The sequence below is a fragment of the Niallia sp. M35 genome, assembly GCF_050971705.1.
Classification (GTDB): Bacteria; Bacillota; Bacilli; order Bacillales; family Cytobacillaceae; genus Niallia; species Niallia circulans_A.
In genome coordinates this window covers 166,596-179,952 of record NZ_JBPCEP010000005.1, presented here as the reverse complement: position 1 = coordinate 179,952, position 13,357 = coordinate 166,596, and the positions used below count along the sequence as shown (strand labels likewise).

Below are 13,357 nucleotides of genomic sequence, written 5' to 3'. Positions count from 1 at the left end.
TACAAAAAAACGAATAAAATAACGATAATTTTGCAAAAGAAGTACAAACTATTATAGTAAATAACGTAAGTATAATTCTTTTTCTATTATCAATACTATATCTTACCATATGAATTCACAATTTGTTCACAATTAATAGGCAAATTGTTACCCATTTTTGAAATGATTTTGTTATAATAACTACATGTTAATAATTATTATAATTTAATCCGTTTATATAAAAGGTTTAAAAAAATTCAATAGGAATAATTAGGTATAACTTACTTTGGGGGTGTCACAAAGAAATGCATATAGTAGCTGTCGGACTAAATTTTAAAACGGCCCCAGTAGAAATTCGTGAACGTTTAACATTTGATTCAGAGCAAATAGGGGAAGCTATGAATCAATTACAACATAAAAAAAGCATTTTAGAAAATGTGATTATTTCAACATGTAATCGTACGGAAATATATGCAGTAGTAGATCAGCTTCATACTGGTCGCTATTATATTAAACAATTTTTAGCAGAGTGGTTTCAATTGGAACAAGAAGAGTTTGTTCCTTATTTATTTGTGTATGAACAAGATGGTGCATTAAACCACTTATTCCAAGTGACATGTGGCTTAAATTCCATGGTGGTTGGAGAAACACAGATTTTAGGGCAGATACGAACTAGCTTCTTAACAGCGCAATCCATTAAATCGACTGGATCGGTGTTTAATCAATTATTTAAGCAAGCTATTACCTTTGCGAAAAAAGCACATACAGAAACAGATATCGGTGCGAACGCTGTATCTGTAAGTTATGCTGCGGTAGAATTGGCGAAAAAAATATTTGGTACCTTGCTAAATAAGAATGTCCTTATATTAGGTGCAGGAAAGATGGGCGAGCTTGCTATTCAGAATCTGTATAGCAATGGAGCAAAAAACGTAACTGTGATAAATCGCACATTTGAGAAAGCAGAAGTACTTGCACATCGTTTCGAAGGTCAAGCCAAACCGATGAATGAACTACAATGTGCTTTAATAGATGCAGATATTGTGATTAGTTCAACAGGGTCTAATGCATTTGTCATTACAAAGGCAATGATGAAGGGCGTGGAGAAAATTCGTAAAGGGAATCCACTATTCATGGTTGATATTGCTGTGCCAAGAGATTTAGATCCTGAAATCGCGGAATTAGATAGCGTATTTCTTTATGATATTGACGATTTAGAAGGAATTGTAGAAGCGAATCTGCAAGAACGACAAAAAGTAGCAGAAAAGATTATGATCATGATAGAGGCAGAAATTATCGAGTTTAATCAATGGCTTCACTTATTAGGTGTGGTGCCAGTCATTTCTGCTCTTCGCGAAAAGGCACTTGCTATTCAAAGTGAAACAATGAAAAGTCTAGATCGAAAACTTCCTAACCTTACTGAAAGAGAAAGAAAGATTTTAAATAAGCATACGAAGAGTATTGTGAATCAAATGTTAAAAGATCCAATTCTTCAAGCGAAGGAATTAGCGGCTCAACCGAATGCAGATCAATCAATGCAGCTTTTTATGAAAATCTTCAATTTAGAAGCCGATGCACCGAAAGAAGCGAGCGATATAGGAAAGAAAGAAGAGAAAGAAGCATTTTCTCCAATTGCACAGCCGTCTATTCAAGTATGATTGAGATAATGTTTTAATTACTGCCTAATGTGAATGAGCTCTTGATTTCTTTCTTTGTCATCCGATAATAAACTTTTCGGGTCGTAGTTTCACTTTCCTTTTCTTAGGTTAAAATATAGATGGGGTTATAGAAATAAGAGTTATATTAAGTTGAAAAACTTGGTATTATGATCTTTTATGTTCAAAGGGGAAGCGCTGATGCAGGATATATTTATGACTAGACTCCATGAATTCACGATTATTCTTTATGCGTTATCTGTGCTATTATATTTTTTTGATTTTATGCATAATAACCAGAGAGCAAATCGAGTCGCTTTCTGGTTACTTTTATTTGTCTGGATATTACAATCATCTTTCTTAATTATCTATATAGTGGAGATGAATAGGTTTCCGATTCTCACAATTATGGAAGGATTATACTTTTATTCTTGGGTATTGGTAACCTTTTCTTTGGTAATAAATAAGTGGCTGGAAATTGATTTTATTGTATTTTTTACAAATGTAGTCGGATTTATTGTTATGGCAATACATACTTTTGCTCCTGCACGAGATTCTGCCAGAATTCATGTGGAACAGGTTGTTTCTGAGTTACTGTTCATTCATGTGACAGCGGCCCTTTTAGCCTATGGAATGTTTACGATCTCTTTTATTCTTTCTGTCCTTTATTGTATACAATATGATTTATTGAAACAGAAAAAATGGGGAAGGAGGGTAATGCGGATCGCCGATTTAGCCAAACTAGAACATATATCTTACTTATTAAGCGTGTTTGGTGTACCATTATTATTAATTGGCTTAATTCTTGGGGTGCAATGGGCCATTATTCAAAAACCTGATTTTCTCTGGTATGATCCGAAAATTATCAGCTCCTTTATTGTGTTACTCGTATATAGCAGCTTTTTGTACTTACGAGTTTCTCGAAAAATGAGGGGGAAAAATATTGCCCTCTTAAATATTGCTAGTTTTTTAATTATGTTAATTAATTTCTTGTTAGTAGGTAATTTTTCCACCTTTCATTATTAAAAGGAAGACTACATAACGGAAATATGTTGGAGGTACTTTTTATGCGTAAAATAATTGTTGGTTCGAGGAAAAGTAAGCTTGCTATTACTCAGACAAATTGGGTAATTAATCAGCTGAAGAAATTAGATTCTTCTTTTGAATTTGAAGTGAAAGAAGTGGTTACCAAGGGAGATGTTGTGCTCGATGTCACTTTATCCAAGGTTGGAGGAAAGGGGCTATTTGTAAAAGAAATCGAGCAAAGTATGCTGGATAAGGAAATTGATATTGCTGTTCACAGTATGAAAGATATGCCGGCTGAGCTTCCAAAAGGATTAACCATTGGCTGTATTCCTGAGCGTGAGGATTATCGAGATGCTTTGATTAGTAAAAATCATATTCCTTTAAAAGATTTAAGAGAAGGGGCAGTCATTGGGACAAGCAGCTTGCGAAGAGGTGCTCAATTACTTGCAGTTCGTCCTGATCTTGAAATCAAATGGATTCGCGGAAATATAGACACCCGTCTAAATAAGCTAGAAACAGAAGAATATGATGCCATCATATTAGCTGCTGCTGGGTTAGCGAGAATGGGATGGACAAGCGATGTAGTGACAGAGTTTCTAGAGCCTGAAGTATGCTTACCGGCAGTTGGCCAAGGTGCCCTTGCTATTGAATGCCGCGAAGATGATAAAGAGGTATTGGAACTTTTAAGCAAGCTGTCCAACCAAGATACGACGCGTACTGTTTATGCAGAAAGAGCCTTTTTACAGCGTATGGAAGGCGGCTGCCAAGTTCCGATTGCAGGGTTTGCACAAGTAGAAAAAGATGAAGTGTCATTAACAGCATTAGTTATTTCACCTGATGGCAAACAGATATACAAGGAAGAAGTATCGGGAAAAAACCCAGTAGAAGTAGGGGAGCAAGCAGCAGCCATTTTAACAGACAAAGGTGCGAAGGCCTTAATTGATCGGTTGAAAGAGGAGAATGTTATCGATGGCTAATCTGCTTCTTGGAAAAAAAATTCTCGTCCCTCGATCAAAAAAACAAGCGAGTGTGTTATCAAAGCAGATTATTGATCTAGGCGGTATTCCGGTTGAAGTGCCTTTAATCGCGTTTCGAGAAAAACAACTTCCAGATGGAGTAATTGCTTCTTTAAAAAATAAAGCATATGATTGGCTTGTCTTTACGAGCCGTAATGGAGTAGATGCTTTTTTTAAAGAAATGAACAGATTAGAATTAACCCTTGTAGCTCCAATTGCTGTTATTGGCGAAAAGACAACAGCTGCTATTGCGGGATATGGGTATCAAGCTGATTTTATGCCGACAGATTTTGTTGCTGAACAGTTTGCCAAAGAGTTTGCAGCCATTTTGGAAAAACAACAGAGAATTCTAATTATAAAAGGAAACAGATCAAGAGAATTTCTAGCAGAGCAATTAAAGAAAGCCTGTTTACAAGTAGATGAAGCTATATTGTATGAAACGTATTTCCCGCTAGAAAGTGAAGAATTGCTTGTTAATGAAGTAAAGGAAAATGATATAGAGGTATTACTGTTTACCAGCTCCTCCACCGCCCATCATTTTATGCAAATCATCCAAAAACATCAATTGATTGATAGGGTGGAAAGGTGTATCGTGATTAGTATTGGACCAATCACAACAGAAACCTTGCACAGCTATGGAATGCATGTAACAATCACAGCAAAACCATATACAACAGATAGTATTCTGGAACATTTAGTGCAGTATTTAACAAATTAAGTTGGGGGTAAGAACATGGTTGAATTTAAACGTCATCGCAGATTAAGACAATCTGCCAATATGAGAGCATTAGTGAAAGAAACATATGTACATCTGGATGATTTAATTTATCCGATTTTTATTACAGAAGAAGAAAATAGTAAAACTGAAATTTCCTCTATGCCTGGTATTTATCAGTTTTCCATTGATCGATTGAAGGAAGAGATGGATGAGGTTCAAGAGCTTGGAATCAAATCTGTGTTATTATTCGGTATTCCAAAGGAAAAAGACGAATGTGGAACGCAAGCATTTCATGATCATGGTATTGTTCAGGAAGGTATCAAATACATTAAAGCTAACTATCCGGAAATGATTGTCGTTGCAGATACATGCTTATGTGAATATACTAGCCACGGACATTGTGGAGTAATTGAAGCTGGAAGAGTGCTTAATGATGAATCATTAGAATTACTTGTGAAGGCTGCAGTAAGCCAAGCAGAAGCTGGAGCGGATATTATTGCCCCTTCTAATATGATGGATGGCTTTGTAGCTGCGATTAGAAAAGGGTTAGATGAAGCTGGATTCATTGATATACCAATTATGAGTTATGCTGTAAAATACGCTTCTGCCTTTTATGGTCCATTCCGTGAAGCTGCTGATAGTACTCCACAATTTGGAGATCGCAAAGCCTATCAAATGGATCCCGCTAATCGTCTGGAAGCATTTAGAGAAGCTGAAAGTGATGTAGCAGAAGGAGCAGATTTTCTTATTGTTAAGCCAGGTCTTCCTTATTTAGATATTGTTCGTGATATGAAAAATGAATGGAATCTGCCGATTGTTACCTATAATGTAAGTGGAGAATACAGCATGGTAAAAGCTGCGGCACAAAATGGCTGGATTGAGGAAGATAGAATTATAATGGAAACAATGATTAGTATGAAACGTGCTGGAGCAGATTTAATTATTACGTATTTTGCTAAAGATGTTGCACGTATGTTAAAAGAACAATAAAGGAGGAAAGATAAATGCGTTCCTATCAAAAATCAGAAGCTGCATATAAAGAAGCAGTAGAATTAATGCCAGGAGGGGTAAATAGCCCTGTCCGTGCCTTTAAATCTGTTAAAAGAAACCCAGTGTTTATGGAGGCAGGGAAAGGCTCTAAAATCTACGATATTGATGGCAATGAATATATTGACTATGTTTTATCATGGGGGCCGCTTATTTTAGGACATGCTGATGATCGAGTAGTCGAGGGTATTAAAAAAGTTGCTGAAAAAGGAACTAGTTTTGGAGCACCAACGTTAATTGAAAACGAACTTGCTGCCCTTGTAAAAGAACGAGTGCCTAGTATCGAAATCGTTCGGATGGTTTCTTCTGGCACAGAGGCTACAATGAGTGCAATCCGTTTAGCTCGAGGCTATACGGGGAGAAATAAAATTCTGAAGTTTGAAGGTTGTTATCATGGTCATGGCGATTCCTTGCTTATTAAAGCAGGATCTGGGGTAGCGACACTTGGTTTACCAGATAGTCCTGGAGTGCCTGAAAGCGTTGCAGCAAATACGATTACGGTTGCTTATAATGATTTAGAGAGCGTAAAATACGCCTTTTCTATGTATGGCGAAGACATTGCAGCTATTATTGCGGAGCCGGTTGCGGGAAATATGGGAGTTGTTCCTCCGAAGCCAGGGTTCCTGCAAGGTTTGCGTGATGTGACAACAGAATATGGTGCTTTACTTATTTTTGATGAAGTCATGACAGGATTTCGTGTGGACTACGGATGCGCGCAAGGCTATTTTGGCATTACACCTGATATAACTTGTCTCGGAAAAGTAATTGGTGGAGGATTACCTGTTGGTGCATATGGTGGAAAAGCGGAAATTATGAACCAAATTGCGCCAAGCGGACCAATATACCAAGCTGGTACCTTATCTGGTAATCCACTTGCAATGACAGCAGGTTTTGAAACAATATCGCAATTAACAAAAGATACGTATAAAGAGTTTATCCGAAAAGCGGACCGTTTAGAAGAAGGCTTAAAAGAAGCAGCTGCAAAATATGAGATTCCGTTCACAGTAAATCGCGCTGGCTCTATGATTGGTTTCTTCTTTACTAATGAAGATGTAAAAGATTATGAAAGTGCAAAAACATCTAATCTAGATTACTTTGCAGCCTTTTATAATAGTATGTTAGAACAAGGCGTATTTCTTCCTCCTTCTCAATTTGAAGGGATGTTTTTATCTACAGCATTAACGGATGAGGATATTGAGCACACGATTCGTGCTGCTGAACAAGCTTTTTCTACGTTGAAGGCTTAAATAAAACTGTAAAGTAACTTATTCGTTATAGAAAAATAAAACAGCCTAAAATCCCCATGGCAATTTATCGGGATTTTAGGCTGTTTTACTTGATCCCATCTTTCTATGTATTCAAATTACCTAGAACTGTCGATTTTTTGCCACTTTATGAAGGGAAATAGTATGTTATGATGCAACTATTAATAGGACAAGAAGGGATTTTTATGGATTCATTTATAAAGATGCAGGACGTTAGTTTTACGTATGATCATACTACTATCTTACATAAAATCAATTTGGATTTAGAAAAGGGCAAATCATATGCTTTAATTGGTAAGTCTGGAGTGGGGAAAAGTACACTTCTCCATCTTCTCGCTGGTTTCTTAAGCCCAACGGAGGGAGAAGTATTAATGGATGGGAAGAAAATCCAGCATCCACAAAAGGATATTGGCTTTATGTTTCAAGATTTAGGCCTTTTTCCTTGGTTAAAAGTTTTTGATTCTATTTCAATGCCTTTAAAGTTAGATAAAAGAAAAGCAAAACAGGAAATAAAGGAAAGTGTAACAGCATTAATAAGAGAAGTGGGATTAAGTGGGATGGAGAATAAATATCCAACGGAGTTAAGTGGAGGGCAGCAGCAAAGGGTAGCTTTAGCAAGAACACTTATTAATAAACCTGATTTGTTGCTAATGGATGAACCAACATCTACATTAGATGAAATGACAAAAGAACAAATTCAACAGTTAATTGCTGAGCAGGTGGAAAAACGGCAGACCACGTTATTGTTTGTTACACATAATATTGAAGAGGCAGTCCTTCTTGGGGAGTATATTTTATTGCTACAAGATAATGGTGATATCGAGATGATCGAAAATCCCTTATTTGGAGTAGAGAGAGCAAAAGAAAATTTGTCCTTCTATAAGGCTTGTATTGAAGTCCGAAAAAGATTAGCGGTGGTAGAGGTATGAAGAACATTATAAAAAAAATCATCGTGAATCAACTATTCTTAGGTTTTATAAGTGTCGGTTTATTTTGGTATATTGTCTATTTTCTCCTCCAGTCTCACACCATCCCATCTCCGCTTTTAACAGTTACCTATATGTGGCACGACAAATATATATTGCTTCTTCATTCAGGAGCCAGTTTGTTAAGAATTTTCATTGCATTATTTATTTCTTTGGTAATAGGTATTCCCATGGGAATTATTTTAGGGAAAAATAAGAGAGTTAATACATGGCTATCCCCTTTTTTATATTATATATATCCAATTCCCAAAGTAGCATTTTTACCGATATTTATGATTTTGTATGGTTTAGGAAACGAGTCTAAAATCATGTTAATTATTTGGATTATTATTTTTCAAATCATTTTGTCTGTCAGAGATGGTGTCTTACAAATACCGGCAAGCTATTTCAAAGTGATGAACGGCTATCGGGCAGCTATTTTTCAGCAATTCATTTATTTAATTTTTCCAAGCATACTACCTGCGATATTTACGGGGATAAGAATCAGCATAGGGATTAGTTTAGCAACCTTATTTTTTGCCGAAAACTATGCAACGACATATGGAATTGGCTACTATATTATCAGCGCCTGGACAAAAATGAATTATGAAGAAATGTTCGCAGGAATTGTAGCCTTAGGATGTATTGGTTTATTGCTATTTATTTTATTAGATAAACTAGAATTAAAAATGACACCTTGGAATTATAAGTAAAGAGAGATACATATAGTTTAGAGGGAAGGCGTTAATTTGTTCCATTTAACTTAAGAAAGTAGGCTGGGGGGAGCACATCAGCATGTACTTCGCTCAGCCCCATAGGAGCATTCCTGTGGGATTAGTCATAAAGAAGATCCTCTATGCTGCATATATCAACTGCAATCAATACGCAGCAAGGAGAATCTACTATGAATAGTATTCGTAAACAAATTAAATCAGTCTACTTGTATTCTGTTTTTCCTAAAAAGTATACTTTTTAATTTGGCAATAAAGTAAAGTCTGTTAAATCTTCATAGGTATAGCTTTCTTTAATTTGCCCTTTCTCTTTTGTCCATTGAACAATCGAATCAAAGGAATTTTTTGGCACTACACTGGCATAAGGAAAGCTTTCTTTTGTTGATAAATAATTGCTCATAGCATCAGGAAATTGGTATTTAGTTAATATATCAGCATATTCCTTAGCTTTTGTATTGTTCATATAGTCAATAGCTTTATTATAAGCTTTATAAAAAGCTTTGATATCTGCTGGTTTAGAGGATATTAGTTCATCTGAAAATAAAATGGTTCCTCCTTTAATCCCTGCATCTGTTGAGCTTCCTAAAAGGTGAGCTCCTTGGCTGACTAGCATGCTAGCCTGTGGTTCTGTAAAAACTACTCCATCCACTTTATCTGCCATAAGTGCTTCCGCACGGCCAGAAAAAGAAGGGATTTCCACGATATTATAAGTGAAGTCTTCTTTCGCTGCAAAATCATCCATAATATATTCCAAGATAAAATTCGGTACAAGTGAAACATTTTTACCATCTAACTCTTTCATCTCTGTCACTCCTGAGTTTGGAGAGGAGAGAATTTTAAAATCTTCACTTATATCAGAAGTAATCTTCATCTTTATGCCATTCTCCATAAAAGCTGCTGCTGTCATGACATCTGCGATTGTCCCGTCTACTTCATTCGCTTGGATGGCAACATTTCGATCAGTAGGAGCAGAGAAGGATTTGATGGAAACCTTTAGTCCTTCTTTATCAAAGTAGCCATTTTCTTTTGCCAAAATAATCGGTATCGCTGATTCTGCTGGCAAAATGCCGATCGTTAGTTCTTCCCCGGATGGTTTTTCAGTCGTGTTCCTTTTTTGATCATTTGTTTTAGTTGCTGTTGTCTTTCCACAAGCAGCAGCAACTAAAACGAAAACGAGTATGAAGGATAGGGTCCATATTTTTTTCATCATTTTTCTCCTAAATAGTTATAATTTTTTTAAATGCCTCTAAGTCTATTAAATAAGGAATGGCATTTCTTTTTAGTAAAAGAGGATTAGTCTGCATATCATTGTGACCATTTTCACAAGTGAATGCAAGTTTAAATTCTTTTTCTTTTAAAGTGAGTACATTGGATTCGTTAAATAGGCCAAATGGATAGGCAAATACATTTTTATGGTTGATTAGAATATGATTGTTGCATTCATCTAGATCTTTGGCAAAGGTTTCTTTACGAGATGTCATTAATAGACTTTCTGACTCACTTGTACGTATATGCATATGATGTGTATGGTTGGCATATTCAAATACGTCTTTCATTTCCTCTAGGTCCCTTGCAGATAAACATACAGATTTATCTTTTACAAATATACGTTCATTATCATGCAGCCATCCTGTTACCACAAATGCTGTTGCGTGAAATTGATATTTTTTGAGAATCGGGTATGCATATTCTTTGATGGATTGAAAGCAGTCATCAAAAGTAAGTAATATTGATTTTTCCGGTAAGGGATTGCCTCTTTCATAATATGCCTTTACCTCCTCTAAAGATAAAGTGTGGAAACCATTGTGAAACAAATACTCCATTTGTAGTTCAAATTTTTCTAGTGTAATGAAAAGGGGAGAGGGCAAGAAATCCTTATATGCTTGTTTGACATCAATTGGATGTTGTTCTGCTGCTTGAAAATCTTCCTCTTTTCTTATTTCGTGATACATTAACACAGAAAAAGCCATCATAAAACCTCCTCTTTCATAAAATGCAGAATTTCTGCGTTTCCAATTTAAGTAATTTTGTTAACTTACAAAATCTTCTTTTATTATATCGGACCCTAATAGGAAAAAACGGCTAGAATTATAAATAGTTTTAACAATTTGGTGTATAAATTCAGAAAAATTAGATTTTTATTAAAGTTCGATTCTTTCTTAGCTAAACAAATAAAAGAAATATTCATAAAGTGTTACAGATAATCATAAGTTTTTAAAGACAATAGTGATATACACGTGAAAGGAATGAGAGGAGGAGTCGCTTTGTCTCAAGAAAATTCGTCTATTTTACGGTTTTCGTTGGAAGAGTCCGTCTGGTTTCAAAAAGGACAGGAAGTAGCAGATCTGCTTTCCATTTCACTTGATCCCAATATAACAATCCAAGAGAACGATCAGTATATTATCATTCAAGGCTCTTTAGAGCTTAGTGGTGAATACAAGCGCTACAATGAAGGGGAACAAGAAGAGGAGGAGGTTTTTAAAGCTCCTAAATTAGTGCATTCTGTTATGGAGAGAGAGGAAGGGGTATGTGAATTTTTACACCATTTCCCTGTCGATATTACGATTCCTCTTGAAAGAGTGACAAGTCTTGATGATGTGGAAATCGAGATTGATACTTTTGATTATGTTTTTCCCGAAAGAAGCTGCTTAAATTTAACGGCTGATTTAACTATTTCTGGCTTGGCTTCAGAAGAAGTGGAGGAGGATATAGCGGAAGAGGAAAGGGAAGAAGAATTGGAAGTAGCACGGCATACGCAAGAAGAGGAAGAAGTAGTGGAACTAATACGGGATCATTCGAAGGAAGAAGAGGAGGTTTTAACTGATTCCATAGAAGAACCTGTTGAAATTGCCGTTAGTCCATTTCAAAATGTTAGTCCCTTACTAGAGGAATTACGTGAAGAGAAGGAAACAGAGGATGACTTATATTCTTCCTTCGAACTAGAGGTTAGAAAGACTCCAGAAGAGGATGATGAATGGAGCACAAACGAACATACAAAGATCCCTTATTTTTCTGAGGAAGTTAGAAAAGAGGAGGAGGCTTCTCCTGCAGAACCAGAGATGAAAGTTTCCATATTACGTAGTGAAGAAAAAGTATTTACTGCAGAAGAAGTTTTCCAGAAACCGGATCACGAGTCCTCCTCTGAAGCAAAGCAAGAAGAGGTTGTTATGGAAGAAGAAGAACTAGAAGAATCATCTTCTTCTCCTAATGAGGAGCCTAAAAAGAAGAAAGGCCTTTTTAATAAGACAAAGTCTCTTACTTTTACAGAATTTTTTGCTAGAAAAGAAGAAGAGAAGCATACAAAAGTGAAAGTTTGTATTGTACAGCAAGGCGATACATTAGAAAAATTAAGTGACCGATACAATGTAAATATCCATGCATTGTTAAAAGAAAATCGCATGGAAGCAAATCAAGATATATATGAGGGGCAAGTTCTATATATTCCTGGGAATTTTGTAGAGAAATAGGGCACAAACAGCAGGCAGGAGAAAATCCTGCTTGACTGTTTTTCTTGACTTTTCACCCGTCTTTTACTCTTGAAGTTTAAACGGTAAGAGAGTGAAAGGAATTGGAAGGAAAACAAAACAGAGTCGATTGTTAATCGAATATATGGTAAATGCCCGAATCGTCAACTAACCATCGATAGAAACGGAGAAGATGGCAGTTTCACTTTATGAGAAAGTGTGGGCGGATATGAATGAACAAAACATATTAAAGAAGTATACACCGATTTTGAAGCCATATGCAGTCGAACCGAATTTTGTAGAGGAGTTCGGAAAAGTAGCGAAGATTTACAGTAATAAAGGAACTTTTGCTTTGAAACGAATGGATCCTCATCACGGTGCTGATTTCACCCGTCATATTCGAATGCTATATCAAAAAGGCTATAATCGGATTGTTCCGATCTATCCAGCTGTAGATGGTAGATACGCTATTTTTTATGATAATAAGCTGTTCTACTTAATGCCCTGGTTACCAAATGAGGAAAGAGAGAATTATTCCAGGAAGCATCAGCAAATGTTTCGCGAGCTTGCACGCCTTCATATTTTATCTTCGAAGGAAGTGAAAATTGAGAAGGAAGATCGACAGGAGCATTTTGAAAATACACAGTTAGATATTGAAAAAGAACAAGAGTTTTTAAATGGCTTTATTGAGCTATGCGAAAATAAAGAGTATATGTCACCATTTGAATTAATGTTCTGTCTGTATTACCATGATATTCGGCAGGCGTTGATCTATTCGGAAACAAAGCTAAAAGAATGGTATGAGGAAACGAAAGAAGATGAAAAGGCAAGAGTCTCCATTATTCATGGGAAACTGTCACCAGAGCATTTTCTTTATGATGATAGAGGATATGGCTACTTTACTAATTTTGAAAAAGCTAAGTATGGAACGGCCAGTCATGATTTACTTCCATTTCTCGCACGCTCATTAAAAACGGGACCGAAGCAGAACGATGAATGTATTGAGTGGCTATATACGTACTTTAAGCATAATCCGTTAAAATACGATGAAATGCTATTGTTTTTAAGTTATTTAGCTCATCCAGGCCCCATTATTCGAGTTTGTGAGAAATATATGAAAGCAAATAAGAAAGACATTAATGAACGAAAATATGTTCAAAAGCTGCTTAAACAATATTGGCTTTTAAAAAATACTGAATATGTTGTTATGCGAGTGGATGAGATAGAAAGACAAAAAAAAGCACAGCAGGATGCTGCGGAACAAGCAGAGACCCAGGATTAAAAAACTTGGGTCTATTATTATTGGGTGTAATAATTGTCACCATTTTTTCACATGTACATAAAGTAAAGACAAACAAAAAAGGAAATGAATAAAATTAAAAAATTTAGGCAATCCTTATTGACGAGATTAAGTTATTTTCGGTAGTATAGCATATATAAAATAAATTATTAAAGCAATGACAGGGAGTAGTACAATGTAAGTTGTTTCAAAGA

At 35.8% G+C, this 13,357-nt stretch carries 12 protein-coding genes and 1 other annotated feature (1 of these 13 running past the window's edge); of the genes, 10 read left to right on the top strand and 2 right to left on the bottom strand.

The window, feature by feature from the left end; translation table 11 throughout:
• Nucleotides 1-284: 284 nt before the first annotated feature.
• The 8 genes from hemA to NiCM35_RS08370 all read left to right on the top strand — a co-directional run bounded on the left by hemA (nucleotide 285) and on the right by NiCM35_RS08370 (nucleotide 8,381).
• A complete protein-coding gene (gene hemA / locus NiCM35_RS08405; protein ID WP_095331533.1) occupies nucleotides 285-1,634 on the top strand; it encodes a glutamyl-tRNA reductase in 1,350 nt (449 codons plus the stop codon).
• 198 nt (nucleotides 1,635-1,832) lie between these two features.
• Entirely contained in the window at nucleotides 1,833-2,657 is an 825-nt protein-coding gene (locus tag NiCM35_RS08400; RefSeq protein WP_095331535.1) for a cytochrome C assembly family protein, read from the top strand.
• 41 nt (nucleotides 2,658-2,698) lie between these two features.
• Nucleotides 2,699-3,634, top strand: coding sequence for a hydroxymethylbilane synthase (hemC, locus tag NiCM35_RS08395; RefSeq protein WP_095331537.1), 936 nt, complete (start codon nucleotides 2,699-2,701; stop codon nucleotides 3,632-3,634).
• A complete protein-coding gene (locus NiCM35_RS08390) occupies nucleotides 3,627-4,391 on the top strand; it encodes a uroporphyrinogen-III synthase (RefSeq protein ID WP_163185441.1) in 765 nt (254 codons plus the stop codon). The genes hemC and NiCM35_RS08390 overlap by 8 nt, the downstream gene beginning before the upstream one ends.
• 15 nt (nucleotides 4,392-4,406) lie before the next feature.
• Nucleotides 4,407-5,381, top strand: coding sequence for a porphobilinogen synthase (gene hemB, locus NiCM35_RS08385; RefSeq protein WP_095331541.1), 975 nt, complete (start codon nucleotides 4,407-4,409; stop codon nucleotides 5,379-5,381).
• Nucleotides 5,382-5,395: 14 nt separating this feature from the next.
• Nucleotides 5,396-6,685, top strand: a complete 1,290-nt coding sequence (gene hemL / locus NiCM35_RS08380; protein ID WP_095331543.1) for a glutamate-1-semialdehyde 2,1-aminomutase — start codon at nucleotides 5,396-5,398, stop codon at nucleotides 6,683-6,685.
• Between the two features lie 203 nt (nucleotides 6,686-6,888).
• Complete coding sequence (locus tag NiCM35_RS08375) at nucleotides 6,889-7,632, top strand: ABC transporter ATP-binding protein (RefSeq protein ID WP_095331607.1); 744 nt, start codon at nucleotides 6,889-6,891, stop codon at nucleotides 7,630-7,632.
• Complete coding sequence (locus NiCM35_RS08370; RefSeq protein ID WP_217279674.1) at nucleotides 7,629-8,381, top strand: ABC transporter permease; 753 nt, start codon at nucleotides 7,629-7,631, stop codon at nucleotides 8,379-8,381. The genes NiCM35_RS08375 and NiCM35_RS08370 overlap by 4 nt, the downstream gene beginning before the upstream one ends.
• Before the next feature lie 259 nt (nucleotides 8,382-8,640).
• On the opposite strand, the gene NiCM35_RS08365 is transcribed toward NiCM35_RS08370, so the two are convergent.
• Together NiCM35_RS08365 and NiCM35_RS08360 are read right to left on the bottom strand one after the other, a co-directional pair.
• On the bottom strand, nucleotides 8,641-9,606 hold the full coding sequence (locus NiCM35_RS08365; RefSeq protein WP_433779195.1) for an ABC transporter substrate-binding protein: 966 nt from the start codon (nucleotides 9,604-9,606) through the stop codon (nucleotides 8,641-8,643).
• Between the two features lie 10 nt (nucleotides 9,607-9,616).
• Nucleotides 9,617-10,372, bottom strand: coding sequence for a polysaccharide deacetylase family protein (locus NiCM35_RS08360; protein ID WP_433779194.1), 756 nt, complete (start codon nucleotides 10,370-10,372; stop codon nucleotides 9,617-9,619).
• A gap of 291 nt (nucleotides 10,373-10,663) precedes the next feature.
• Here NiCM35_RS08360 and spoVID point away from each other — a divergent pair, with 291 nt between their 5' ends.
• Together spoVID and ysxE are read left to right on the top strand one after the other, a co-directional pair.
• Entirely contained in the window at nucleotides 10,664-11,866 is a 1,203-nt protein-coding gene (spoVID, locus tag NiCM35_RS08355) for a stage VI sporulation protein D (protein ID WP_433779192.1), read from the top strand.
• A gap of 190 nt (nucleotides 11,867-12,056) precedes the next feature.
• Nucleotides 12,057-13,145 carry a spore coat protein YsxE gene (gene ysxE / locus NiCM35_RS08350; RefSeq protein WP_235850299.1) on the top strand — a complete coding sequence of 363 codons (1,089 nt, stop codon included), beginning with the start codon at nucleotides 12,057-12,059 and terminating at the stop codon, nucleotides 13,143-13,145.
• Between the two features lie 166 nt (nucleotides 13,146-13,311).
• Nucleotides 13,312-13,357 (top strand) — a binding site (T-box leader); it runs 184 nt beyond the window's last position.

What these genes read in the sequence shown, in the direction of transcription:
- hemA (WP_095331533.1), top strand. Translation starts at nt 285, where the DNA reads ATGCATATAGTAGCTGTCGGACTAAATTTTAAAACGGCCCCAGTAGAA.
- NiCM35_RS08400 (WP_095331535.1), top strand. Translation starts at nt 1,833, where the DNA reads ATGCAGGATATATTTATGACTAGACTCCATGAATTCACGATTATTCTT.
- hemC (WP_095331537.1), top strand. Translation starts at nt 2,699, where the DNA reads ATGCGTAAAATAATTGTTGGTTCGAGGAAAAGTAAGCTTGCTATTACT.
- NiCM35_RS08390 (WP_163185441.1), top strand. Translation starts at nt 3,627, where the DNA reads ATGGCTAATCTGCTTCTTGGAAAAAAAATTCTCGTCCCTCGATCAAAA.
- hemB (WP_095331541.1), top strand. Translation starts at nt 4,407, where the DNA reads ATGGTTGAATTTAAACGTCATCGCAGATTAAGACAATCTGCCAATATG.
- hemL (WP_095331543.1), top strand. Translation starts at nt 5,396, where the DNA reads ATGCGTTCCTATCAAAAATCAGAAGCTGCATATAAAGAAGCAGTAGAA.
- NiCM35_RS08375 (WP_095331607.1), top strand. Translation starts at nt 6,889, where the DNA reads ATGGATTCATTTATAAAGATGCAGGACGTTAGTTTTACGTATGATCAT.
- NiCM35_RS08370 (WP_217279674.1), top strand. Translation starts at nt 7,629, where the DNA reads ATGAAGAACATTATAAAAAAAATCATCGTGAATCAACTATTCTTAGGT.
- NiCM35_RS08365 (WP_433779195.1), bottom strand. Translation starts at nt 9,606, where the DNA reads ATGAAAAAAATATGGACCCTATCCTTCATACTCGTTTTCGTTTTAGTT.
- NiCM35_RS08360 (WP_433779194.1), bottom strand. Translation starts at nt 10,372, where the DNA reads ATGATGGCTTTTTCTGTGTTAATGTATCACGAAATAAGAAAAGAGGAA.
- ysxE (WP_235850299.1), top strand. Translation starts at nt 12,057, where the DNA reads ATGGCAGTTTCACTTTATGAGAAAGTGTGGGCGGATATGAATGAACAA.